This window comes from Azonexus sp., from assembly GCF_030824335.1.
GTDB lineage: Bacteria > Pseudomonadota > Gammaproteobacteria > Burkholderiales > Rhodocyclaceae > Azonexus.
The window spans coordinates 242,057-264,167 of sequence record NZ_JAVBXX010000011.1 but is presented as its reverse complement, the minus strand read 5'-3'; the positions used below and the strand labels follow the sequence as shown (position 1 = coordinate 264,167).

The following is a 22,111-nucleotide window of genomic DNA, read 5'->3' as shown; positions in this document are numbered from 1 at the left end:
ACGGTTTGTAACCGTTGGCTTATTGGTGTGCTTTCCACCGCAAGGTAAAGCGTGCGCCACCCAGCGGGGAGTCTCCGGCAATTGCGGTACCTCCGTGTAATTCAAGGACTCGTCGGGCTATGGCCAGACCAAGGCCATAGCCGCCAGTAGAACGGTCCCGTGAGCGATCGAGCCGGGTAAATGCTGAAAATATGTGCTCGCGTTCTTCCTGAGGAATGCCGATCCCATCATCGTCAACATGGATGGCAATTTGGTCGCCAATCAATTCGGTGCTGACCTTTATTTCCCTTGTCGCATATTTGAAAGCATTGCGCAATAGATTGCGTAGGGCGTATGGCATTGCCTTGCGGTCAAGGTCAATGCAGAGGTTTTCTGGCAATTCACTATTGTCGACCGCAACATTTAGTTGTCGACCGAGCAGCCTAACTGAGTCAACCTCATCGCTGAGCCATTCGGAAAACCGGACACTTGAGAGGTGGGCTTCAGGGGCTTCGCGTTCAAAACGGGCGTAGGTCAGACTGGTATCGATCAATTGGTCGAGTTCATCAAGGTCGTCTTCCATCATTGCCCAAAGACGTTCCCGCTCGATTAACTCGTTGGTTTCCGGCAGCATTTCCAAGGCGAAGCGCATACGAGCAATTGGTGTTCGGAGTTCGTGAGAAATGCCACAGGATAATTCGCGGTGTGTTGCCAGAAGTTGCCGAACCCGTTCGGTCATGCTGATCAGTGTATCGGCCAGTGGCGCAAAAAGCTGGGTATGGACGACTGGTGTCTGTGCTTCGAAATTTCCATCGCCGAGATCGCGAGCCGTTTGCCGCAGCGCTTCTAGGTCACGCCAGACCGGGCGTATCCAAAACCATAGAGCAACGGCAAAAATGACGCCGATCAGGCTCCAGGTGAGGAGGCGAAGGCGCAGATCCAAAGGGAGTCGTTCACTGTGTTCCGAACTCTGACTTGCCGATAGTGGTCCGACGACAAGTACCTTGCTGCTGGTGCCAAGCCGGTGGTACATCACATCATGGTCATGTGCGATGGCAATGTCGCCGGCATCAAGTTTTTCTACTTGGGCGCTGGTCAATCGGGTGTCCAGCGTACGTCGCTCAACAATGCCGAGTTTGTAGTAAAACTTTTGATCAATTTCTCGAATCTTGCTTTCCCATTGCCGACGAGGCAAACGAAAAAGTTCTTCCTCGATCAAAGTGATCGTGCCGCGCATGAAGCGTCGGGCATAGTCGTCGGTAATCCCGCGCTGGGCCGTCGAAATGATGAAGTCAGCAGTAAATGCAATGGCGACGAACGAACCCATCGCCAATAGATAGAAATTGAAGAATAATTTGGAAAGGCTATAACGGCCTCCACGCCAGCGTGGAAGGGAAACACGGAAAAGGGAGCGGGCAAGTCCTTGTCGGACCAGTTTATTGCTATCCCCGTTTTCCGGATCAGTTCCAGTCATGTTTGCTGAACAGATAACCTTTACCGCGAACAGTTTTTATCCGCGTCGGATTTTCCGGATCGTCATTCAACTTTTTGCGCAAGCGCGAAATGCGCGCATCTATCGAGCGATCAAGGCCATCGAACCCTATGCCCCGCAGTTCCTGCAACAGGTCATCACGTGACAGGACATTGCCGGCATGAGTGGCCAACAGCCAGAGCAAATCAAATTCGGCAGTTGTAAGGTCAATGGGGTGACTGTTCAGTGTTGCAGTTCGGGTTGCCTGGCTGATCCGGAACTGTCCAAAGACCTGGCATTCATTGTCGGTGCTATCGGGGTTGTCACCGGCTGTCGGGAGTCGGCGCAGTAAAGCCTTGATGCGGGCGAGTAGAACCCGTGGCTGGACAGGCTTGGCAATATAGTCGTCAGCGCCGAGTTCCAAGCCGAGAATCTGATCGAAATCTTCGTCGCGTGCCGTCAGCATCAGGATTACCCCACGGTATTGCTGGCGTACCGCACGGCAAACCTCGAAGCCATCTTTTCCCGGCAACATGACATCTAAAATGACAAGGTCCGGTTGCTCGGACAGGATGCGTGCTTCAGCCGCGTCACCCCGTGGTTCGATACTGACAGTAAGGTCATTGCGGGAAAGATATTCAGCTGTCAATTCAGCCAAACGTTCATCGTCTTCGACAAGCAGGATACGCGTACTCATTGTGGCATCTTAACCAGCGTTACGCCGGCGGTCCACTGCTGCCTGTGATTCGTAGGTGACAATCAGGGCATTTCCATCTGCCAAGGCGATAACCAGCGACTCATCCCGACCCGATATGCAACGGTAAATGTGACTGGTGGCAACAGCTTCAGCAGAGGCAATCTCGTGCTGTGAGAGATAGTCTGCAAGGCTGCCGTGGTCGACATGCTGATAGCGGAGTTTTTTCTTCATGTCTCGGATAGATCAGCCAGCGTCCTGTTTTGCGTCAACATCAGTGTAAATTCGTCGTAGGGTACGGGACGGCTGAAGTAGTAGCCCTGCAACTGGTTGCAATCAAATTCACGCAGCAAGTCCAGTTGTGCTTTGCACTCCACCCCTTCAGCAATCACGTTAATGCCAAGTTTATGGGCCATGGCGATGACAGCATGAGCGATTGCTGCATCATCGCTGTCCTGATGTATATCGCGCACAAAGCTACGATCGATTTTGAGTGTGTCTATGGGAAAACGCTTGAGATAGGAGAGGCTGGAATAGCCGGTGCCAAAATCGTCCAGAGAGACTTTTGCTCCCAGTTTTTTCAATTCAAGTAAAGTTTCCAGCGTATTTTCGACATCGTGCATGACCATGCTTTCGGTCAATTCGAAAGTCAGTAAATGACCGTCGACTGATGTTTCATCCAGCACTTTGCTGATGGTTGCGGAAAGGTCTTCCTGGCGGAATTCCCGCGCTGACAAATTGAGTGAGACCTTGATAGGGGGGAGTCCGATGGCCTGCCAAGCCTTGATGTCGGCGCATACTTGGCGCAGGACGATTTGTCCCAACGGGATAATGAGGCCCGTTTCTTCAGCCAGAGGAATGAACTCACCTGGCTGTATCATACCGATGCGCGGGTGCTGCCAGCGGACAAGTGCTTCTGCCCCGACGATATGGCCAGATTGGATATCGACCAGCGGCTGATAGTAGACAAGCAATTCATCGCGCTCAAGTGCGCGCCGCAGATTGCCCTCCATGTCCAGTCGGTCAATCGCCATATGTGTCATTTCCGGGGTGTAGAAGCGGTAGTTGTTGCGACCATGCTCCTTGACGCGATACATCGCCACATCGGCATTGCGTAACAATATTTCCCCATGATCCCCATCGCGCGGATAGAGTGCTGCGCCGATCGAAGCGGTAACGAAAATTTCCTTGCCTTCCATGATGAAAGGCTGACTGAACGAACGAAGTATTTTCCCGGCGACGAGAGATAGATCGTCGGCTGATTGAAGCCGGCTGATGACGACAACAAACTCATCGCCGCCCAAACGGGCGACGGTATCCGTATCCCGGACACTTTGCATCAAGCGCTGTGCCACAGACTTGAGTAGTTCGTTGGCTGGCGAGTGCCCAAAGCCGTCATTCACCAGTTTGAAGCGATCCAGATCGAGTAGCAGTACGCCTGCCAGAAGATTGTCAGCACGTGCCTGAGCAAGTGCCTGGGTGATACGGTCATTCAGGAGGTTGCGATTGGCCAGTCCGGTGAGTGCATCGTGGTTAGCATGAAACTCAAGTTGTTGTTCGTAGCTGATTCGCTCGCTCACATCGTTCAGAATGCTGACAAAGTGGGTTGTCACGCTGCCATCTTCGTCGCGTACTGGGGCGATGAATAGTTCATTCCAGAAAAGCGTACCGTCTTTACGGTAGTTGCGCAGAATGGCGTGAGCTTCTCTCTGGTTGCGCAATGCTTCGCGGATTGTGCCAAGGCCTCGTTGATTGAGGTCGTCACGTACAAGAAAGCGACCACTCAAACCGATTACCTCTTCAGCGGCGTAACCAGTAATGCGTTCGAATGCCGGGTTTACATAAACGATAGGGTGATCGAGTTGAGTTGACGAAGTAATCATCACCCCATTCAAGCTGGACTCAAGTGCTCGGGAAAGTTGTCTCAGTTCGGATTGGAGGTTACTTTGCGTCACTGCTGCACGCAGATTGCTTAAGGTTTCGCCAATGTTTTTTGCGATGATGTCGAGAGCAATTCTCTCGTCGGCAGTAAAATTTGCGTCTAGGGTTTCAATGCCTAGCGACCCAATGGACTGTTCGTCATTGCCCAAGGGGATTTCCAGTGATTTCAGGGGTTTGCTGTCGTCAGTTTTTTGGGGGGTGGCAAGTTGGCTGCAGGACGGGTAAATGGCGACTTGTTGTAAAGCCTGATCCGGGAAGCCTGCCTGCTGTCTTGGCTGCAGGCGGATACTGGCACAGCGATAGCCGCCCGTATCGACCAGTATTTGGCATTGCTCGCTCAGCATCGTCGCTTCGTCGCCAGATTGATGGCGTGCGCGGTTGCATGCCTCAAGCAGGGCTAGTACGCGAGTAGCGTCTGGCTGGTGGGTGTGGTGAAGCAAACTCGTCTCCGTATATTTGTTAGCTGCTGAGCAGCCTTTTGTGACATTTTGCCGGGGTGGGTCGAGTTTTTGCAAGGTATTTGTTGCTTATGTAAGCAGTTGTTATTTTTGGAGAATTTTAGATGTGCGGGTTTTTGTCCAAGTGTATGTCCGGTTATTCAAATCGTGTATGGTTTGCCACTCTGGGGCTAGGCTGTCTTGGTGTTGTGGCGATTGGGATGGAGTTGCAGCATTTGTTGCGTTTGGCCCCATGTCCTTATTGCATCTTTCAGCGCCTGCTTTATATGCTGATTGGACTCATTGCTATGGCCGGATTTTTCCTGCCGGGTGCGGGACTGCTGTGGGCAGCGATGATTTTTGGGCTTGCTTTGTTAGGTGGAGGCATAGCGGCATATCAGAGCTGGATGCAGGCTTATCCAGAACTTGCCACTGAGTGCGGTTTCACTGATCCAAATTTGATTGAGCAATTGGTTGATTGGCTGGGGATGCAGTGGCCATCATTTTTCCTTGCTACAGGTTTCTGTTCTAGTAAGGAATGGGTTTTTATTGGTCTGTCAATGGCGAACTGGTCGCTGCTGCTGTTTTTTGGTATCGGGGTTCTGGCGCTGATTCTGTTTCGAGTGCGCAAGTTGTCGGCCTAAGTTCAATTAATATGAAAAGCAGAAAAGCAAAAACCCGCCAAAAGGCGGGTTTTTATAGTGAAGGATGCTGAGGATTACTTTAGCTTCACTTCCTTGTAGGCCACATGCTTGCGTGCCTTCGGGTCATACTTCATGAATTCCAGTTTTTCAGGCGTCGTACGCTTGTTCTTGGAAGTGGTATAGAAGTGACCGGTACCCGCAGTGGATTCCAGCTTGATCTTTTCGCGACCGCCTTTGCTAGCCATTTTTCAATACCTCTTGATTAGATTTCACCACGGGCACGCAGATCGGTAAGAATGACATCAATGCCCTTCTTGTCGATCAAACGCAGGCCGGCGTTGGAAACGCGCAGACGGACGAAGCGGTTTTCGCTCTCGACCCAGAAACGGCGATACTGCAGATTCGGCAGGAAGCGGCGCTTCGTTTTGTTATTGGCGTGGGAAACATTGTTCCCAACCATCGGGCCTTTACCCGTTACTTGGCAGACTCGCGCCATGATGGTGCTCCAGAATTGGCTAGAAGAAAGCCCGTGATTCTAACGATAAGACCCTATTTGATCAAGTTTTTTTGTTATTAAATCAATCCTCGCTCGGCAAAGGAGATGGGCTGGGCGTTTCCGGCGACGATGAAATGGTCAAGTAGTTTGACATCGACCATGTCGAGAGCAGCCTTCAGATTAGTTGTTAATAGCTCATCAGCTTGCGATGGTTCGCTGATCCCGGATGGGTGGTTGTGCGCCAAGATTACTGCTGCGGCATTGCGGGCCAGCGCAGTTTTGACCACTTCACGCGGATAGACCGATGTCTGGGTGAGCGTTCCGGTAAACAACAAGTCGGTTTGCAGCAGATGATTCTGTGCATCCAGCCACAGAGCCATAAACACTTCGTGTTGATTGTTGGCCAGTTTCAGGCGCAGCCAGTCCCGGACTTTGCCTGGGGAGTTGAAGTTGTCGCGTTCTGCCATTTCTTCGGTCAGTGCCCGTCGGGCCAGTTCAAAACTCGCTTTAAGTTGGGCTGCCTTGGCTTGGCCTATGCCGGATACTGACGATAATTGTTCCAGCGAGGCTTCAGCAAGAGCGCTCAGGCGGCCATTGTGGCGTTGCAGAAGGTCTCTTGCCAGATCGACCGCGCTTTTGCCGCGAATTCCGACGCGCAAATAGATGGCCAGCAATTCGGCATCGGAAAGTGCTTCTGGTCCAAGGGCAAGCAGTCGTTCTCGGGGGCGCTCCTGTGCTGGCCAATCAGTGATCCCCATGCCTGTTCCTCCAGTAGAATGTATTGGAGATCATTCTATCGAATATGACAATGGAATTAAATGGCAAGCGTATTGTAGTGGGCGTGACTGGTGGTATTGCGGCATATAAAGCGGCCGAACTGGTCAGGTTGCTGATCCGCCAAGGGGCGGATGTGCAGGTGGCGATGACTGATGGGGCAACACATTTTGTAACTTCGACGACTTTTCAGGCGCTTTCCGGGAAGCCTGTTTACGTGGATCAGTGGGATGCCAGAATGCCGAATGCGATGGCCCACATCGACCTATCGCGGCGTGCTGACCTGATTTTGATTGCTCCAGCCTCCGCTGATTTTCTGGCCCGGATTGCCCACGGAATGGCCAATGATCTCCTGGCGACCATGGTGTTGGCCCGCAATTGTCCTTTGCTTGTTGCGCCGGCCATGAATCGGCAGATGTGGGAAAATCCGGCGACACAGCGCAATGTCGCTTGTTTGCAGGGGGATGGCGTGCAGATTCTGGGGCCGGCAAGTGGCGAGCAGGCCTGCGGTGAAAACGGACAGGGCCGCATGTTGGAGCCAGAAGAGATTCTCGACCGGGTGCAAACTTTTTTCGTGCCCAAACTGTTGGCGGGGCGCAAGGTTTTGATCACGGCCGGGCCAACCTTCGAGGCCATTGATCCGGTGCGTGGCATCACTAACTTGTCATCGGGTCGGATGGGATACGCACTTGCTCGTGCCGCCCAGCAGGCGGGGGCCGAAGTTACGCTGGTTTCCGGACCGGTTGCTTTTTCCGCGCCACAGGGCGTTGACCGCATCAATGTCAGAAGTGCGCTCGACATGCACGCGGCGGTGATGGTGCGGGCGACTGATGCGGATATTTTTATTGCAGTGGCTGCCGTGGCAGATTATCGAGTCGCCAATGCGGCTGAACACAAGCTGAAAAAAGATCATGGCGGGGTGCCGCTGATTGAGTTGATCGAGAATCCCGACATTCTGGCTGAGGTTGCTGCATTGAAAGACGGGCCGTTTTGTGTCGGCTTCGCCGCCGAAAGCCACAATCTGGAGGCTTATGCGCAAGCCAAAAGGCGCAAGAAAAATATTCCGCTGATTGCCGGCAACCTGATACAGGACGGTTTCGGTGGCGATGCCAATCGTCTCATCTTGTTCGACGATACCGGCACCCATCCTTTGGCCCCTGCGTCAAAAGAGGAGTTGTCCAGGCAGTTGATCGAACATATTGCCAAACTTACAGGAGCACACTAATGCACCATATCGATGTCAAAATCCTTGATTCCCGTCTTAAAGATAGCCCGCCACACTATGCAACACCGGGGGCTGCTGGTCTGGATTTACGTGCCTGCCTCGATGCGCCGCTGGAACTGTCACCAGGCCAGACAGTGCTGGTACCTACCGGAATGGCTATTCATCTGGCGGATCCAGGCTTGGCTGCGATGATCCTGCCGCGCTCCGGGCTTGGCCACAAGCATGGCATCGTGTTGGGTAATCTGGTCGGTTTGATCGATAGTGATTATCAGGGACAGTTGATGGTCTCGGTATGGAATCGGGGGCAGGCATCTTTCACGATTACCCCGCTGGAGCGGATAGCCCAGTTGGTGGTGGTTCCTGTATTGCAGGTTGGCTTCAATATTGTTGATGAATTTTCAGCGACGGATCGTGGTGAGGGGGGGTTTGGCAGCACAGGGCACGCCTGATCGTCTTGAAAGTCGGATGTAAGTAAATTACGATTTAATGATTTTCTTTTGTATGAATGAACGGGGGAGTCATGAACAAATTTTTTACCGGTGTGGCAGGTTTGCTGTTGGCGGCTGTCTGCAGTGCGCCAGCGGGGGCCGCTGATGCGACGGATCTGGCTCGGGCTGAAGAAATTGTTGCTGGTCGCTGTTTCCTTTGTCACGGCATGGAAGGCGAGGCGGCCAGTGCCGTTTTCCCGCGTCTGGCGGGCCAGCATTGGGAATACACCGCTAAACAATTGTCCGAATTCAAGTCAGGCAAGCGCAAGAGCGACACCATGAAGCCCCAGGCCGAGGAACTGACGCCGGCGGAAATGAAGTCGATCGGCCTGTTCTTCCAAGGTAAGCAGGTGGCTGGGCGTGAGGTGAGTGATGTCGAACTGGCCGCTGTCGGTAAGTTTGTTTTCCATCGCGGCAATCAGTTCACCGGCTTGCCTAGTTGTGCCAGTTGCCACGGTGCGCAGGGGCACGGGACGCCGCAACTGCCTCGTCTGGCTGGTCAGCATCCGCGCTATACCGAAGATCAGATCAAATTGTTCAATACGCGCGAACGGACCAATGACAATGCCGTCATGCACACTGTTGCGTCCAAACTTTCCGAATTGGAGCGCCATGCCGTTGCGGCATATATCGCAACGCTGGATTGATTGCGCCGTTCTGTAGGCAAAAAAATGGCCGCCTTGCCGGGCGGCCATTTTTTTTGTGCGGGATAGATCAGGCCAGCATATCGGCCCAGATATTTTTCGCCCAGCCGATGGCGGCTTTGCCTTCCAGTTCATTGCGTGCGGCAGAAACGCCGCCGGCACCCTTGACCGGCTGAACCAGTTTCGTTGCAGCATCATACTGATGAATGGACGAGACGTGGATGACGTTCTTGGCATCAACAAAGCTGTAGCAGGTATTCATTACCACAGGGGTCGGATTCGGCTCCTGACCAGCCAACAGGTTGATGATGGCTGCTGCCGCGAGTTTGCCGTGCTGGTTGGCCATGTGGCCCGACTTGGGCATGGTTGGCGCCGGGAATACGGCATCGCCCAGAACGTGTACGCCGGGGGTGTTGGTCGACTCCATCGATAGCCAGTTCACATCAACCCAGCGGTTGTTGATCAGCTTGATGCCGGACTGGCTGGCAATATTGCCAGCGCGATGTGGCGGAATGATGTTCAGGACGTCTGCCTTGAATTTGTCGAATTCGAGAATGGCGGTGTTGGTGGCGACTTCGACATCCTTCACTTCGCTATTCGGGCGGTACTCGAGGTTGTTCTTGTAGAGGTCGGCCCAGGCCTTCATGAAAAGACCTTTTTTGGACTGAACATCCTCGTTGGCATCAAGAATGACGACCTTCGACTTGGGTTTGTTCTTCTTGAAGTAATCAGCAACCAGGCAGGCGCGCTCATAAGGTCCGGGCGGGCAGCGATAGGGCGCCTTGGGAATGGCAACGGCGAAAGTCCCGCCATCCGGCATGGCTTCCAGTTGCTTGCGCAATGCGACAGTCTGAGCGCCAGCCTTCCAGGCATGCAGAATCTTTTCCTGGGCGGCTGCATTGTTCAGGCCGGGAATCTGGTCGAACATGAAGTCGACGCCCGGTGACAAGACGATGCGGTCGTAGCTCAGATCGCCGCCTTTGGCGAGTTTGACCGAGCGCTTTGCGGCGTCGAGTGCAATCACGTCATCCTGAATGATGCGGACACCCCATTTGCTTTTCAGGTTGTCGTAACTGACCGTAATGTCTTCCATGGTCTTGGTGCCACCAATGACCAAATTGGAAATCGGGCAGGAAATGAAGGTCGGATTACGTTCGATCAGCGTGACCTGGATGCTGCCTTCGCTCCACATACGCAGATACTTGGCGATTGTGGCGCCACCGTACCCACCACCGACAACGACCACATGACCGCCAGCCTTGTTGCCGCCAGCACAGCCGTAAAGCGAGGCCATTGCGCCACTTGCCGCACTAACCTTCAGAAATTCACGTCTTTTCATCAGCATCATTTTTGTCTCCCCTTATTTTTGTGCTGCGAAATATTCAGCAATCAGTGCCAATTGTTCTTCCGAGTAGCCCTTGCTGATCTGGTGCATGATCGACGCCGGTTTGTCACCACTCTTGAAGTCAGCCAGTTTTTGCAGCAGCTTGGCCTTGCTCTCTCCTGCCAGTGAGTCCATGCCGGCGCCTGGAACAGCCTTGCCATTGGTGCCATGACAATTTGCACAGGTGGCTGCCAGATTGCGGCCCAGGTTCGGGTCCGCCGCATGGGCGGCACTGGCTGCTGCCAACAGGCAGGCAGTAATGATGCTGGGGAGGAATTTCATTGATACATCTCCTTTTTATCTATGCGGATTAAGTTGTTTTTCAGGCGTTCTGGTTTGCTCCGTATTATCTAGCCTATATGGATTTACGGCGAATTGCATGCTGCATTGCAACAATATAAGTTGTTGACTATATAAATACTCAGTTATACATTGATATTGATGCGGATCAAAAATAACATGGACGAGACATCTCAGGTGTTCGAGCGGGTAGCCCAATACTTTGGCCTTTTGGCTGACCCAACGCGCCTGCGTATTCTTTCGTGCCTGTGTGTGGATGAGCGGCCGGTTCATGAGGTGGTCGAACAGGTTGGTCTGACGCAGGCAAATATCTCCAGGCATCTGAATATTCTCTATCGCGCGGGCGTGGTCGGCCGGCGGAAGGTCGGAAATTCTGTTTTCTATCGGGTCGTCGATCCCAATTTTGTCGATATCTGCAGAACGGTCAGCATCACGGTAGCCAGCCGCGATATTGGTGAGCATCTGGGAATTTCGATAGAGCATTGCATTACTTGAAATCAATAAAGCGGAGGGGAAAAATCTCTATGGGTGATTTGTCGAAACAACCGGGGCATTTGCGGCCCGCTCCGGAAAACTTCCTGTCGGATGAGCAGGTCAAGGCCGTTGCTGCAGGACGGCGTGATTTTCTGCGCAAGAGTTTTCTTGCAGCGGGTGCCGCGATGGCCGCACCGATTGCAGCCAGAGCGAGTGACGGTGATCCGGAAATCCTTAATCTGCCGCCTTGGTCGACCAGTCTGGGTATGCCGGTTGCCGTCAATCCTTATGGTCAGCCATCCAAGTTCGAAGGCCAGTTGTTGCGTCGTGAATCGCCGGGGCTGACCCGGGTTGGCGGCGCCTCGGTTTCCTTTGCGCCGTTGCAGGGGCTATTCGGCATCATTACGCCCTCCGGTCTGCATTTCGAGCGGCATCATCAGGGTTGGCACGATGTTGATCCGGCCCGTCATCGCCTGATGATCAACGGTTCCGATCCGGCTTTTCTGAAAAAGCCCAAGGTCTACACCATGGATCAGTTGATGCGCCTGCCATCGGTATCGCGTATCCATTTTATTGAGTGTGGCGCCAATACCGGTCTCGAGTGGGGCAACGTCGCTGTGCCGACCGTGCAATACACGCACGGCATGCTGTCCTGTTCCGAGTTCACCGGTGTGCCGCTCAAACTGTTGCTGGAAGATTGCGGTGTTGACTACAAGAAGGCGCGTTATGTCCTGGCTGAAGGTGCCGACGGCTCGTCAATGACCCGCACCATCCCGATGGAAATGGTCGAGAACGGCGAAGTCTTTGTCGCCTACGGCATGAACGGGGAAATGTTGCGTCCGGAAAACGGTTATCCGTTGCGTCTCGTCGTACCTGGGGTGCAGGGCGTTTCCTGGGTCAAATGGCTGCGCCGCATCGAAGTGGGCGACAAGCCTTATGCGACCAAGGATGAAGCCGTTCATTACATCGATTTGATGCCGGATGGCTTGCATCGCCAGTATTCATCGATTCAGGAATGCAAGTCGGTCATCACCACACCCTCTGGCGGTCAGCGTTTGCTGGAAAAGGGGTTCTACAACATTACCGGCCTTGCCTGGTCAGGGCGCGGCAAGATTACCCGGGTCGATGTTTCGGTCGACGGCGGTATCAACTGGAAAACCGCGCGCATCGAAGGGCCGGTACAGAACAAGGCGCTGACCCGCTTCAATATCGATTGGGTCTGGGACGGCAAACCGGCCATGCTGCAGTCGCGCGCCATCGATGAGACAGGCTATGTGCAGCCGGCTTACGGCCAGTTGCGTGAAGTCCGCGGCACCAAATCGATTTATCACAACAACGCGATCCAGTCCTGGAAAGTCGTCGAAAGCGGGGAGGTCAGCAATGTCCAGGTTCTCTAAATCGGTTCTGATTCTGGCTTTCGGTTTTTCTGCCTTGGGAGCGTCGACCGCAACATTGGCCTTTGATAACTATGCCGGCGTCGGCCGTCAGGCCACGCCGGCTGAAGTCAAGGCCTGGGATATTGACGTCCGTCCGGATTTCAAGGGCTTGCCCAAGGGCGCCGGCAACGTCTCGCGCGGCAACGATTTGTTTGAGGAAAAGTGTGCTTCCTGTCACGGTTCCTTCGGCGAGTCGAACGAGGTCTTCACCCCGCTGGTTGGCGGCACGACCAAGGCCGATATCCAGAATGGACGGGTGGGCGGTTTTGTCACCGGCGACATTCCGCAGCGTACGACCTTCACCAAGGTGGCGACCATTTCCACGGTGTGGGACTACATCTATCGTGCCATGCCATGGACCGAACCCAAGTCGCTGAAGCCGGATGAGGTGTACGCCATCCTGGCGTATTTCCTGAACTTGGCTGAGATCGTTCCCGCCGACTTCGAATTGTCCGACAAGAACATCGCTGATGTGCAGAAACTGATGCCCAACCGCAACGGCATGACGACCGACCACGGCATGTGGCCAGGACCATCGGCAGCCAAGGGCGGGATGGGCAATGGTGGCAAACCGGATGTGAAGAACAGCGCGTGCATGAAGAACTGCAAGAAGGATGTGCAAGTGGGTTCCGTGTTGCCAGACTACGCACGGACGGCGCACGGCAATCTGGAAGAGCAGAACCGCAGTTTTGGCCCGGTGCGCGGTGTGCGTACCGTCGACGCGGCAACCGCCGCACCGGCCAAGTAATCCCCATTTTTGAGAGGAGAAGTCATGAATAATCAACGTCGCAAGGTTCTTAAAACGGGTACGGGCGCCGCGGTTCTGGGTGCGCTGGCCGCTGCCGGCCTGATCACGCCGGGTATGGCACTGGCCGACTGGAACAAGGCTGCATTCGAGGCCAAGAGCATGGCTGACACCCTGAAGGCACTCGGTGCGGTACAGCCGGCTGACAGCAAGGATGTTCAGGTGACCGGCCCCGATATCGCTGAAAACGGTGCCGTGGTTCCGGTGGGCGTCACTTCCGCCATTGCCGGGACGACCATGCTGGCCATCCTGATCGACAAGAACCCGAATGCGCTGGCGGCCAGTTTCACCCTGCCGGCCGGTACGGAAGCCAACGTTCAGACGCGCGTCAAGATGGGGCAAACCTCCAACGTGTATGCGCTGGTCAAGGCGGGCGACAAGTTCTACATGGCGACCAAGGAAATCAAGGTCACGCTCGGCGGCTGCGGCGGCTGATCGATCGATAAACAGACGAATTCAAGGAGATAACGATGGCAACAAAGCCCATGCGAATCCGCGCCTCGGTCAAGGATGGCGTTACCGAAATCAAGGCACTGATTGCCCATGAAATGGAAACCGGTCAGCGCAAGGATGCCAACGGCGCAATCGTGCCGGCACATTTCATTACTGAACTGACCGCTACGCACAATGGCAAGGTCGTGTTGAGTTCGGAATTTGGCACCGCCATTTCCAAAAACCCCTACCTGGCTTTCAAATTCAAGGGCGGCGCTGCTGGCGACAAAATTGCCCTGACCTGGAAAGACAACAAGGGTGAAACACGGACTGACGAAGCGGCTATCGCCTAAGTCAGCGCATCTGCGGCAAGCCAGGCGTTGGATGCCGAGGCTTGCCGTTTTTGCAACCCGCCAACACGGCGATAGATCGTGTCTCGGGACAAGTCAGGGAAAAAATTGGAGGAGTTTATGTTAGCCCCAAAGAAATACACTGTATTTGTGCTTGCCGCATTGCTGGCTGGCCCCGCGTTTTCTGCCTCGGCCAGTGACAAGTTGCTGGACGGCATCAATGAGTATCGCGAAGCTTTGGCTGATGGTAATCCGTCAGAACTTGCTGCGGCAGAAGGCGAAGAACTTTGGAAAACCAAGCGTGGACCGAAGAATTCCAGCTTGGAACGATGCGATCTCGGTCTTGGGCCGGGTGTCATCAAGGGGGCTTCCGCCCAGTTGCCACGCTTTTTCAAAGATACCGGCAAAGTGCAGGATCTGGAAACCCGTCTGATGACCTGTATGGAAACCTTGCAGGGCCTCGATCCACAGGCCGTTGTCAAGGCTGGCTGGTTAAAGGGCGAGAAAGAAAAAGTGGCAGCCTTGGTGGCTTATGTCGTGACCGAGTCGAACGGACACAAAATCAAGATTGATATGCGTCCGCCGGAAATGAAGAAAATGTACGAAATGGGCAAGCTGGCGTTCTATCACCGGGCCGGCCCGATGGATTTCTCCTGTGCCACCTGCCATGGCGAGCAGGGCAAGCGTATACGTATGCAGGAGTTGCCAGACCTGCGTACCCAGGAAGGTGCTGCCGCTGGTTGGGGAAGTTGGCCCGCATACCGCGTATCGGCAGGGCAGTTCTGGACCATGCAGCACCGCCTGAACGATTGCTATCGCCAGCAGCGAGCGGCTGAACCGATCTATGGCGCCGACGTCACCATCGCGCTTTCCGTCTATCTGGCGGCGACTGCCAACGGCGGCAAGGTCGTCACCCCCGGTATCAAGCGCTAAGGAGGCGACCATGAAAAAGATTACGACGCTGGCTGCACTGCTGCTTGTCTTGCCGGCTGCCTGGGCCGGTAGCGAGGATACCTATGCAGAATTCAAGGCCATGATGGATCGCTCGTTCCAGACGAACGGGATTGCCGCGAAGCATCGCATGTACCAGCTTGATTTCCAGAAAGCCTGTTCGGTCGAGAAGCAGCCGTCGAAGCAGGTGATGGCGCAGATCGAGGCGGCCCAACTGAAAACCATCCGTTACCCAGCCGATGGCAAGTATTTCGGTAACTGGAAAGAGGGCGAGAAAATTGCCGTCAGCGGTCGTGGTTTGACCTGGACTGACCAGACCCCGCACAACAACGGCGGTGGTTGCTACAACTGTCACCAGATGAGCCACCACGAAGTGTCCTACGGCACCATCGGTCCCAGCCTGCTCGAATACGGCAAGGTTCGTGGCAACAGCGATGAAATCGTCAAATACACCTGGGGCAAAATCTACAACGCCAAGGCGTTCAATGCCTGCAGCAACATGCCGCGCAATGGTGACGCGGAAATTCTGACCGAACAGCAGATCAAGCATTTGATGGCTTTCCTGTTCGACCCGGCTTCCCCAGTCAACCAGAAATGAACCTTGCGTGACTTAACCCGGCTGGTGAACCCGCCGGGTCTTTTTTTGAAGGATTGAATATGAGCATGAATCGTCGGGAGTTTCTTCAGGTCATGGCGGTTGCTGCCGCGGGCGGCATGTCCTTGCATAGTGAATTTGCCATGGCAGAAAAAGGGGCGGCCAAGCTCTATGACTTGCCCAAGTTTGGCAACGTCAGTCTGCTGCACATCACCGACTGTCATGCCCAGTTGCAGCCCATTTATTTCCGCGAGCCGAGCGTCAACCTTGGTTTTGGCGATCAGTTCGGCAAGGTGCCGCACTTGGTTGGTGCCAATCTGCTGAAACATTTCGGCTTCAAGCCGAACAGCATCGAAGCGCACGCCTACACCTATCTGAATTTCGAAAAAGCCGCCGAGACCTACGGCAAGGTCGGCGGCTTCGCGCACCTCGCGACGCTGGTCAAACGCATGAAGGCGACCCGTCCGGGGGCGTTGCTGCTTGACGGCGGCGATACCTGGCAAGGCTCCGGTACCGCATTGTGGACCAACGCGCAGGACATGGTCGACGCCTGCAAGGCGCTCGGCGTCAATGTCATGACCCTGCATTGGGAGTCAACTTATGGCGAAGAGCGGGTCAAGGAAATCGAGGAAAAGGATTTCGCCGGCCAGATCGATATCGTCGCCCAGAACGTCAAGACCACCGACTTCGGCGATGCGGTGTTCAAGCCCTTCGTGATGAAGAACATGAACGGCGTGCCGGTCGCCATCATCGGCCAGGCGTTTCCCTACACGCCAATTGCCAACCCGCGCTGGCAGACGCCGAACTGGAGCTTCGGCATCCAGGAAGAGAACATGCAGAAGACGGTCGACGAAGCCCGCGCCAAGGGCGCCCAGGTCGTCGTAGTGCTGTCGCATAACGGCATGGACGTCGACCTGAAAATGGCCTCGCGAGTCAAGGGCATCGACGCCATCATGGGTGGCCACACGCACGACGGCATGCCGGCGCCGGTCATCGTCAAGAATGCCGGCGGCCAGACGTTGGTCACCAATGCCGGCTCGAACGGCAAATATCTCGGCGTGCTCGATTTCGACGTCAAGAATGGCAAGATCGCCGGCTATCGCTACAAGCTGCTGCCGGTGTTCGCCAACCTGCTGCCGGCCGACAAGGACATGCAGGCCTTGATCGACAAGGCACGTGCGCCTTACCTCGACAAGCTCAACGAAAAACTGGCCGTTACCGAGGGCACGCTGTACCGCCGCGGCAACTTCAATGGCACCTTCGACCAGGTCATCGTCGATGCGCTGATGCAGGTGAAGGATGCCGAAATTGCCTTCTCGCCCGGCTTCCGCTGGGGCACCTCGTTGTTGCCGGGCCAGCCGATCCTGATGGAGCATGTGCTCGACCAGACGGCGATCACCTATCCGTGGACGACGGTCAGCAACATGAGCGGCGAGATGATCAAGACCATTCTCGAAGACGTCTGCGACAACCTGTTCAATCCCGATCCGTACTACCAGCAAGGTGGCGACATGGTGCGCGTCGGCGGCCTGCAATACACCTGTGACCCGACGGCGAAGGCCGGTCAGCGCATCCAGAACATGATGTTGCGCGGTCAACTGATCGATCCGGCCAAAAACTACCGCGTCGCCGGTTGGGCACCGGTATCGGAGGAGGCGAAAAACTCCGGTGAACCGATCTGGGAAGTCGTCGCCCGTTACCTGCGCGACGTCAAGACCTTGAAGCCGGTGACGCTGAACATGCCGAAGCTCAAGGGTGCTGAAAACAATCCGGGGATTGCCCTATGAAAACCCTCAAATTTGCCGTAGCCGGTGTTGCACTGGCCTTTTCCGCCCTGAGTTTTGCTGCTGACTGGGCGCCGGGTGCAACGAACTGGGACAAGCTGCCGGAAATCAAGGTCAGCAAACTGGGCTTGTATCTGACGCCGCAGCAGGCTTACGACATGAAGAAAAAGGACGCGAAGGGCGTAGCGCTATTCGATATCCGGACACGGGCCGAAGCTGTTTACGTCGGGATGGCGACGGATGTCGATGCGCTGGTGCCATTTGTCGAACACCAGGAAATCATGAGCGATTGGGATGAAAAGCGCACCATGTACAAGCTGGAGCCGAACCAGGATTTCGTACCGGAGATCGAGCGCCGGTTGAAGGAGCTGGGTTTGGCCAAGGATGCGCCAGTCATACTGCTCTGTCGCTCCGGCGACCGTAGTTCGAAGGCGGCGGATCGCCTGCAGGCGGCTGGTTACACCCGTGTTTACAGTGTGGCCGAGGGCTTCGAAGGCGACCGTGCTTCAGAGGGGCCGAAGAAGGGGCAGCGCGTGGTCAATGGCTGGAAGAACAGCGATTTGCCGTGGAGCTACAAACTGGAGAAGGGGAAGATGTACTTCCCGCGTTGATTGTTCTGACAAGGCGATCCCGGTTCTCAGGTACTTGCTGAGGCCAGGGTCGCTTTTTCAGGTCTTGATATTTAGTATTCACTAATTTGCTTATTGTTGTTTGGCGCTCATCAAAGGGAGGTCATGCGTATGTACAAGGACGCACTGAAGGCGGTTCTGGACGATGCCGGAAAGAAAAATCTGGATCGTCGTTCGTTCCTGATGCTTGGCGCGGCGGGGGCAGGTTCTTTGCTGCTGGCGCCGGGCGTGGCGCGGGCCGAGAGCAAGCTAAAATCGTCGGCCCGCATCGTCATCGCCGGTGCTGGGGCGGCAGGTCTGGCTGCTGCCTCACATCTGGCCAAGCGGCTCGATGGCGCAAAAATCACGCTGATCGATGCGCGCAAGGAGCATTTTTATCAACCGGGTTTTACGCTGGTCGCTGCCGGTATCAAGCCGGTTTCCTATCCGCTATCCACGACGCGGGAATATGTGCCTGACGGTGTCGAACTGGTTGAAGAGCGGGTCGTCGAGTTCGATCCGGAAGGCAACAAGGTCGTCAGCGAGAGCGGCAAGTCTTATCCGTACGATTTCCTGATCGTCGCGACCGGTTTGAAGCTGGATTACGAGGCCATTCCCGGCATGGATGTCGAGCAGATCGGCAACAACGGTCTGGGCAGCATTTATCACAGTCCGGCCAAGGCTGAGGCGACCTGGCGGGCGATGTCGGATTTTGCCGACAAGGGTGGCGTTGGCGTATTCCAGCGTCCCGGAACCGAGATGAAATGTGCCGGCGCACCGCTCAAGTACTCCTTCATCACCGACGATTACCTGCGTCGCCGTGGCAATCGTGGCAAAGCCGAGATCATTTACAACGCCAACAACAAGGCCTTGTTCAGCGTGCCCATCGTGCATGAAAAGGTCCGCATGCTGTTCGAGGAGCGCGGCGTCAAGGTCAATTACGAGCGGGTGCTGGAATCGATCGATCTGGCCAAGAAACTGGCCGTGTTCAAGACGCCGATCGGACCAGTCGAACTGCAGTACGACTTCATCAACGTCATCCCGCCGATGCGTGCGCCGGACTCGGTACGCAACAGTCCGCTACCCTGGCAGGAAGGCGGCTGGGCCAAGGATGGCTGGATCGAGGTGGATAAGCATAATTTGCGGCACAAGCGTTTCGACAACGTGTTCGCTGTCGGCGACGTGGCCGGCGTGCCCAAGGGCAAGACGGCAGCCAGCGTCAAGTGGCAGGTGCCGGTTGCGGTCGACCACCTGATCGCCGCGATTTCCGGCGCCGAGACGACGGCACGCTACGACGGTTATACCTCTTGCCCGCTGATTACCCGACTGGGGCAGGCGATGCTTGTCGAATTCGACTACAAGGACAATCTGACACCATCCTTCCCGGGCATCATTGCGCCGCTCGAAGAGTTGTGGATCAGCTGGGTCATGAAGACGATGGCCCTGAAACCGACCTATCTCAGCATGTTGCGCGGTCGCGCCTGATTTCTGGAGGAATGCAAAGATGAAAGAACTCGATCCGCTGGTCTTCCTGGCCGTCTTTCAGGAAATGCTCGGGCCGCTGCTGTGGCTGATGATTTTGCTCATTGTCGCGGGCACGGCAGCGTTTGTCATGCTGCTGCTCAAGGAGCGGACAATCGATTCGAAGCGTCTGGTGCGCGCCGAACTGGTTGGCTTGGTGGGCGGTGTATTGGCGCTGGTCCTGATGGCCAAAGTCTCGTCGTCGGGCTTTACCGACGCTGGTGGTCCGGCCGACTGGTTCCTGATTGCGCTGGTCTTTGGTTTAGGTCTGGCCGGGACCTCCATCCTCGCTTATACCTTCATGGGGTGGCGCAAACCGGCCCGGTAGCAAGTTATCAAGGTCGGCGTGTCGGCTTGTCGATCAGCGCATCGGCCAGTCCGGCGCCGGCCCACATGCCGATCAGCGAAATCCAGGCGGTCAACGCAAAGACCGCGGCGCCCGAGACGCCGGCGCCGACGGCACAACCGCCGGCCAGCATGCCGCCGAAGCCCATGCATAGCGCGCCAGCGATGTAGCGACGCATGCTCAGCCCATCCGTGAAGCCTTCCAGCTTCAACTCCTTGCCCCACAATGCGGCGAGAAAAGAGCCGAGGACGACGCCCGGTACCAGACCGATATCGAAATCCCAGGGTTGCCCCGGTGGCGACAGCACCAGCATCAGCACGTCGGCTGAAGGGCCGGTGAAGCTGAGGCTTTGCACCGGCATGACTTCGAAGGCATTGCTGCCGATGGCAAAGGTGGTCAGCCAGGCAATGGCGACCATCAGGCCGACCCCGATGCCGCCGACCCATTCTCTTGCGGTCAACCGGGCTTGCCGGGCAAAAACGATGGCGGCGGCCAGCCACAGCAGGCCGAACAGCATGCCGCCGAGCTGTCCGACATGCGCTGTGGCAAGCAGGTCGCGGGTACTCCCTTCGATGGTCCACCAGGCGGATATCCAGCTGCGCAATGGTGACAGGATGCCGTTCAGCGAGGCCTGCGCAGTCACCGCGAAAATCAGGCCGGTGAGCAGGGCGCGCAGGTTGCCGTTGGCTGCCAGCACCAACATGCGCGATGAGCAGCCGCGCGCCAGGATCATGCCGATGCCGAACAGCAGACCACCGACCAGCGCACCGGAAATGCTGCCCCGGGCCGATAACTGGCGGGCCTGCGAAACATCCAGCCAGTCGCCGGCAATGAAACCTTGCGTGGCAATGACGGCCGTGGAAAACGCGAATAACCAGATCGCCAGCTTGGCGCAGCCCTGACGGCTCCAGAATTCAACGACCGCCGAGCGCAGGCAGAAGCGCGAGCGCTGGGCAAAGATGCCGAACAGCAAGCCGATCAGCAAGCCAGCGATGGCGATCAGGGGTTTTTCGCCGAAGGTTTCCAGAAGCTCGGTAAACCCCATGATTTATTGAGAAATATTGCGGTCGACCGCAATATTTCGTGCTTTTTCGTTCAGGTCAGAAAAGTTCGATCGCGCCATCGCCTTGTCCTTGATTGCCGGTCGATTTCATGTGGTTGCGCAGCGCATCGGATTTGACGTGCGAATCCACCAGCAGTTCGAGCAAACGCTGGCTACGCTTGCGGAAGCGTTGTATGCCGTCGCTTTCATCCTGATCGTGGTGCAGGCTGAGGAAAGCGTGCATATAAGAACCCACATGATCGGTGCGCTGACTGATGCGCGTGATCATCTGGGTCACGATGTCCTCGAATTGCATGGCCATGACGCCTTCCTGCGTCAGGTCGCGCATTTTCTCAGTGATGCTGGTGATGTTGCTGGAGTGTTCGCGTGCCTTCTCGGTCAGGCCGAGCAGTTCCGTGCCGAGTTCATCGAGCGTGGCGCGTGAGCGTTCTGCGACACTGAGGTCAATCTGGCTGGCTGCATCGACGCGTTGTCCCACATCGCGCAAGGATTCGAGAATGTCGTTCAGGGCCTGGCGGATATCGACGTTGAACTCGCCGGTTCGTGCTGCCAGCGTGCGTACTTCATCGGCCACCACGGCGAAGCCTCGTCCAGCCTCCCCGGCGCGGGCAGCTTCGATCGCGGCATTGAGTGCCAGCAAGTCGGTTTGTTTGGTGATGCCGGAAATGTCGTTGAGTGTGCCGGTAATCCGTGCAACCTTGTCCTGCATCTGGCGGAAACTCTCGGCAACGCCCCGGCTCGTGCCCTGCAATTGCTCCATCTTGCCAACGAATTCGGCGATCAGTGCATTGGTTTCACTGAAGAAGCGTTGCAGACCGGCATGCTCTGCGGCGTGACTATCGTCGGAGCCGGTCATGCTGAGCATTTCGCTGATCAGCGAACGGAGGATTTCCTGCTGGCTGTTCGACTGCGATTCGAGGCCGGTCAGGCTGCCGTAAAGACTGAATACCGATTCGCGGATCAGCGTCTGGGCATCGTGCATTTCCTTTTCCAGTGACGAGAACTGCATTTCGGCATGTGCCATCGCTTCATTGGAAAGCACATGGTATTCGGACATGACGCCGGTCAATTCGTTGACATAGCCTTTTTGCCGCGCTTTCCACTGTTCGCGTTCGCGCAGTGAAAACAGGGTAGCGGTAGTCAGCAAAACGGCCAGCACGGCAAACCAGTGATTCGGTTGAGCTTCGGCAATCCACGACCATAGCCAGAGCGCCAAAGCCAGTAATGCGCTGCCACGGGTCAGGAGGTCATCAAATCTTTTCATTCAGT

Annotated in this window: 26 protein-coding genes; 15 read left to right on the top strand and 11 right to left on the bottom strand. The window is 55.7% G+C overall.

Going from position 1 to position 22,111, the window contains the following annotated elements:
• Positions 1 to 19: 19 nt before the first annotated feature.
• From RCI20_RS08690 to RCI20_RS08675, 4 genes are read right to left on the bottom strand one after another with little or no spacing between them, the layout of a single operon-like run.
• Positions 20 to 1,453: an ATP-binding protein gene (locus RCI20_RS08690; RefSeq protein WP_306604406.1), complete on the bottom strand. Its 1,434-nt coding sequence runs from the start codon at positions 1,451 to 1,453 to the stop codon at positions 20 to 22.
• The gene (locus RCI20_RS08685; protein WP_306604404.1) at positions 1,440 to 2,147 is read right to left on the bottom strand and encodes a winged helix-turn-helix domain-containing protein; all 708 of its coding nucleotides are present in this window, start codon (positions 2,145 to 2,147) and stop codon (positions 1,440 to 1,442) included. Before RCI20_RS08685 ends, RCI20_RS08690 begins: the two co-directional genes overlap by 14 nt.
• 9 nt (positions 2,148 to 2,156) lie before the next feature.
• The gene (locus RCI20_RS08680; RefSeq protein WP_306604402.1) at positions 2,157 to 2,378 is read right to left on the bottom strand and encodes a hypothetical protein; all 222 of its coding nucleotides are present in this window, start codon (positions 2,376 to 2,378) and stop codon (positions 2,157 to 2,159) included.
• Positions 2,375 to 4,600, bottom strand: coding sequence for a bifunctional diguanylate cyclase/phosphodiesterase (locus tag RCI20_RS08675; protein WP_306604400.1), 2,226 nt, complete (start codon positions 4,598 to 4,600; stop codon positions 2,375 to 2,377). The genes RCI20_RS08680 and RCI20_RS08675 overlap by 4 nt, the downstream gene beginning before the upstream one ends.
• Positions 4,601 to 4,647: 47 nt before the next feature.
• Between RCI20_RS08675 and RCI20_RS08670 the strand changes: the two genes are divergently transcribed.
• The gene (locus RCI20_RS08670) at positions 4,648 to 5,166 is read left to right on the top strand and encodes a disulfide bond formation protein B (RefSeq protein WP_306604397.1); all 519 of its coding nucleotides are present in this window, start codon (positions 4,648 to 4,650) and stop codon (positions 5,164 to 5,166) included.
• A gap of 74 nt (positions 5,167 to 5,240) precedes the next feature.
• On the opposite strand, the gene rpmG is transcribed toward RCI20_RS08670, so the two are convergent.
• From rpmG to radC, 3 genes are all read right to left on the bottom strand, one after another.
• The gene (gene rpmG / locus RCI20_RS08665; RefSeq protein ID WP_028994601.1) at positions 5,241 to 5,411 is read right to left on the bottom strand and encodes a 50S ribosomal protein L33; all 171 of its coding nucleotides are present in this window, start codon (positions 5,409 to 5,411) and stop codon (positions 5,241 to 5,243) included.
• 17 nt (positions 5,412 to 5,428) lie between these two features.
• The gene (gene rpmB / locus RCI20_RS08660; RefSeq protein ID WP_306604392.1) at positions 5,429 to 5,662 is read right to left on the bottom strand and encodes a 50S ribosomal protein L28; all 234 of its coding nucleotides are present in this window, start codon (positions 5,660 to 5,662) and stop codon (positions 5,429 to 5,431) included.
• A gap of 77 nt (positions 5,663 to 5,739) precedes the next feature.
• A complete protein-coding gene (gene radC / locus RCI20_RS08655; protein ID WP_306604390.1) occupies positions 5,740 to 6,420 on the bottom strand; it encodes a DNA repair protein RadC in 681 nt (226 codons plus the stop codon).
• Between the two features lie 50 nt (positions 6,421 to 6,470).
• Between radC and coaBC the strand changes: the two genes are divergently transcribed.
• From coaBC to RCI20_RS08640, 3 genes are all read left to right on the top strand, one after another.
• A complete protein-coding gene (gene coaBC / locus RCI20_RS08650; RefSeq protein ID WP_373691502.1) occupies positions 6,471 to 7,661 on the top strand; it encodes a bifunctional phosphopantothenoylcysteine decarboxylase/phosphopantothenate--cysteine ligase CoaBC in 1,191 nt (396 codons plus the stop codon).
• Complete coding sequence (dut, locus tag RCI20_RS08645) at positions 7,661 to 8,110, top strand: dUTP diphosphatase (RefSeq protein ID WP_306604386.1); 450 nt, start codon at positions 7,661 to 7,663, stop codon at positions 8,108 to 8,110. The genes coaBC and dut overlap by 1 nt, the downstream gene beginning before the upstream one ends.
• A gap of 71 nt (positions 8,111 to 8,181) precedes the next feature.
• A complete protein-coding gene (locus RCI20_RS08640) occupies positions 8,182 to 8,796 on the top strand; it encodes a c-type cytochrome (RefSeq protein WP_306604384.1) in 615 nt (204 codons plus the stop codon).
• A gap of 67 nt (positions 8,797 to 8,863) precedes the next feature.
• On the opposite strand, the gene RCI20_RS08635 is transcribed toward RCI20_RS08640, so the two are convergent.
• Together RCI20_RS08635 and RCI20_RS08630 are read right to left on the bottom strand one after the other, a co-directional pair.
• A complete protein-coding gene (locus RCI20_RS08635) occupies positions 8,864 to 10,141 on the bottom strand; it encodes an FCSD flavin-binding domain-containing protein (protein ID WP_306604383.1) in 1,278 nt (425 codons plus the stop codon).
• Positions 10,142 to 10,153: 12 nt separating this feature from the next.
• Positions 10,154 to 10,459, bottom strand: a complete 306-nt coding sequence (locus tag RCI20_RS08630; protein WP_306604382.1) for a c-type cytochrome — start codon at positions 10,457 to 10,459, stop codon at positions 10,154 to 10,156.
• Positions 10,460 to 10,618: 159 nt separating this feature from the next.
• Here RCI20_RS08630 and RCI20_RS08625 point away from each other — a divergent pair, with 159 nt between their 5' ends.
• The 11 genes from RCI20_RS08625 to RCI20_RS08575 all read left to right on the top strand — a co-directional run bounded on the left by RCI20_RS08625 (position 10,619) and on the right by RCI20_RS08575 (position 19,761).
• Entirely contained in the window at positions 10,619 to 10,972 is a 354-nt protein-coding gene (locus RCI20_RS08625) for a metalloregulator ArsR/SmtB family transcription factor (protein ID WP_306604381.1), read from the top strand.
• A gap of 29 nt (positions 10,973 to 11,001) precedes the next feature.
• Entirely contained in the window at positions 11,002 to 12,348 is a 1,347-nt protein-coding gene (soxC, locus tag RCI20_RS08620) for a sulfite dehydrogenase (RefSeq protein ID WP_306604379.1), read from the top strand.
• The gene (locus RCI20_RS08615; protein ID WP_306604378.1) at positions 12,332 to 13,135 is read left to right on the top strand and encodes a c-type cytochrome; all 804 of its coding nucleotides are present in this window, start codon (positions 12,332 to 12,334) and stop codon (positions 13,133 to 13,135) included. The genes soxC and RCI20_RS08615 overlap by 17 nt, the downstream gene beginning before the upstream one ends.
• 24 nt (positions 13,136 to 13,159) lie before the next feature.
• Positions 13,160 to 13,627: a thiosulfate oxidation carrier protein SoxY gene (gene soxY / locus RCI20_RS08610; RefSeq protein ID WP_306604377.1), complete on the top strand. Its 468-nt coding sequence runs from the start codon at positions 13,160 to 13,162 to the stop codon at positions 13,625 to 13,627.
• A 35-nt stretch (positions 13,628 to 13,662) separates the two neighbouring features.
• Positions 13,663 to 13,977 carry a thiosulfate oxidation carrier complex protein SoxZ gene (gene soxZ / locus RCI20_RS08605; RefSeq protein WP_306604376.1) on the top strand — a complete coding sequence of 105 codons (315 nt, stop codon included), beginning with the start codon at positions 13,663 to 13,665 and terminating at the stop codon, positions 13,975 to 13,977.
• 117 nt (positions 13,978 to 14,094) lie between these two features.
• Complete coding sequence (soxA, locus tag RCI20_RS08600; protein ID WP_306604375.1) at positions 14,095 to 14,907, top strand: sulfur oxidation c-type cytochrome SoxA; 813 nt, start codon at positions 14,095 to 14,097, stop codon at positions 14,905 to 14,907.
• Between the two features lie 10 nt (positions 14,908 to 14,917).
• On the top strand, positions 14,918 to 15,523 hold the full coding sequence (soxX, locus tag RCI20_RS08595; protein ID WP_306604373.1) for a sulfur oxidation c-type cytochrome SoxX: 606 nt from the start codon (positions 14,918 to 14,920) through the stop codon (positions 15,521 to 15,523).
• 59 nt (positions 15,524 to 15,582) lie between these two features.
• The gene (soxB, locus tag RCI20_RS08590; protein WP_306604371.1) at positions 15,583 to 17,307 is read left to right on the top strand and encodes a thiosulfohydrolase SoxB; all 1,725 of its coding nucleotides are present in this window, start codon (positions 15,583 to 15,585) and stop codon (positions 17,305 to 17,307) included.
• Complete coding sequence (locus RCI20_RS08585) at positions 17,304 to 17,915, top strand: rhodanese-like domain-containing protein (protein WP_306604370.1); 612 nt, start codon at positions 17,304 to 17,306, stop codon at positions 17,913 to 17,915. The genes soxB and RCI20_RS08585 overlap by 4 nt, the downstream gene beginning before the upstream one ends.
• 123 nt (positions 17,916 to 18,038) lie before the next feature.
• Complete coding sequence (locus RCI20_RS08580) at positions 18,039 to 19,397, top strand: NAD(P)/FAD-dependent oxidoreductase (RefSeq protein ID WP_306604369.1); 1,359 nt, start codon at positions 18,039 to 18,041, stop codon at positions 19,395 to 19,397.
• Between the two features lie 19 nt (positions 19,398 to 19,416).
• Positions 19,417 to 19,761, top strand: coding sequence for a DUF5368 domain-containing protein (locus RCI20_RS08575; RefSeq protein WP_306604367.1), 345 nt, complete (start codon positions 19,417 to 19,419; stop codon positions 19,759 to 19,761).
• Between the two features lie 7 nt (positions 19,762 to 19,768).
• On the opposite strand, the gene RCI20_RS08570 is transcribed toward RCI20_RS08575, so the two are convergent.
• Both RCI20_RS08570 and RCI20_RS08565 read right to left on the bottom strand, forming a co-directional pair.
• Entirely contained in the window at positions 19,769 to 20,824 is a 1,056-nt protein-coding gene (locus RCI20_RS08570; RefSeq protein WP_306604366.1) for a YeeE/YedE family protein, read from the bottom strand.
• A gap of 55 nt (positions 20,825 to 20,879) precedes the next feature.
• Complete coding sequence (locus tag RCI20_RS08565; RefSeq protein WP_306604365.1) at positions 20,880 to 22,106, bottom strand: methyl-accepting chemotaxis protein; 1,227 nt, start codon at positions 22,104 to 22,106, stop codon at positions 20,880 to 20,882.
• Positions 22,107 to 22,111: the final 5 nt, after the last annotated feature.

Coding starts and splice junctions, on each gene's coding strand:
- coaBC (WP_373691502.1), top strand. CDS start 6,471: ATGGAATTAAATGGCAAGCGTATTGTAGTGGGCGTGACTGGTGGTATT.
- RCI20_RS08635 (WP_306604383.1), bottom strand. CDS start 10,141: ATGATGCTGATGAAAAGACGTGAATTTCTGAAGGTTAGTGCGGCAAGT.
- soxB (WP_306604371.1), top strand. CDS start 15,583: ATGAGCATGAATCGTCGGGAGTTTCTTCAGGTCATGGCGGTTGCTGCC.
- RCI20_RS08570 (WP_306604366.1), bottom strand. CDS start 20,824: ATGGGGTTTACCGAGCTTCTGGAAACCTTCGGCGAAAAACCCCTGATC.
- RCI20_RS08630 (WP_306604382.1), bottom strand. CDS start 10,459: ATGAAATTCCTCCCCAGCATCATTACTGCCTGCCTGTTGGCAGCAGCC.
- radC (WP_306604390.1), bottom strand. CDS start 6,420: ATGGGGATCACTGATTGGCCAGCACAGGAGCGCCCCCGAGAACGACTG.
- rpmB (WP_306604392.1), bottom strand. CDS start 5,662: ATGGCGCGAGTCTGCCAAGTAACGGGTAAAGGCCCGATGGTTGGGAAC.
- RCI20_RS08685 (WP_306604404.1), bottom strand. CDS start 2,147: ATGAGTACGCGTATCCTGCTTGTCGAAGACGATGAACGTTTGGCTGAA.
- dut (WP_306604386.1), top strand. CDS start 7,661: ATGCACCATATCGATGTCAAAATCCTTGATTCCCGTCTTAAAGATAGC.
- soxX (WP_306604373.1), top strand. CDS start 14,918: ATGAAAAAGATTACGACGCTGGCTGCACTGCTGCTTGTCTTGCCGGCT.
- RCI20_RS08580 (WP_306604369.1), top strand. CDS start 18,039: ATGCGTATGTACAAGGACGCACTGAAGGCGGTTCTGGACGATGCCGGA.
- soxA (WP_306604375.1), top strand. CDS start 14,095: ATGTTAGCCCCAAAGAAATACACTGTATTTGTGCTTGCCGCATTGCTG.
- soxC (WP_306604379.1), top strand. CDS start 11,002: ATGGGTGATTTGTCGAAACAACCGGGGCATTTGCGGCCCGCTCCGGAA.
- RCI20_RS08625 (WP_306604381.1), top strand. CDS start 10,619: ATGCGGATCAAAAATAACATGGACGAGACATCTCAGGTGTTCGAGCGG.
- RCI20_RS08565 (WP_306604365.1), bottom strand. CDS start 22,106: ATGAAAAGATTTGATGACCTCCTGACCCGTGGCAGCGCATTACTGGCT.
- soxY (WP_306604377.1), top strand. CDS start 13,160: ATGAATAATCAACGTCGCAAGGTTCTTAAAACGGGTACGGGCGCCGCG.
- rpmG (WP_028994601.1), bottom strand. CDS start 5,411: ATGGCTAGCAAAGGCGGTCGCGAAAAGATCAAGCTGGAATCCACTGCG.
- RCI20_RS08615 (WP_306604378.1), top strand. CDS start 12,332: ATGTCCAGGTTCTCTAAATCGGTTCTGATTCTGGCTTTCGGTTTTTCT.
- RCI20_RS08670 (WP_306604397.1), top strand. CDS start 4,648: ATGTGCGGGTTTTTGTCCAAGTGTATGTCCGGTTATTCAAATCGTGTA.
- RCI20_RS08640 (WP_306604384.1), top strand. CDS start 8,182: ATGAACAAATTTTTTACCGGTGTGGCAGGTTTGCTGTTGGCGGCTGTC.
- soxZ (WP_306604376.1), top strand. CDS start 13,663: ATGGCAACAAAGCCCATGCGAATCCGCGCCTCGGTCAAGGATGGCGTT.
- RCI20_RS08690 (WP_306604406.1), bottom strand. CDS start 1,453: ATGACTGGAACTGATCCGGAAAACGGGGATAGCAATAAACTGGTCCGA.
- RCI20_RS08575 (WP_306604367.1), top strand. CDS start 19,417: ATGAAAGAACTCGATCCGCTGGTCTTCCTGGCCGTCTTTCAGGAAATG.
- RCI20_RS08585 (WP_306604370.1), top strand. CDS start 17,304: ATGAAAACCCTCAAATTTGCCGTAGCCGGTGTTGCACTGGCCTTTTCC.
- RCI20_RS08680 (WP_306604402.1), bottom strand. CDS start 2,378: ATGAAGAAAAAACTCCGCTATCAGCATGTCGACCACGGCAGCCTTGCA.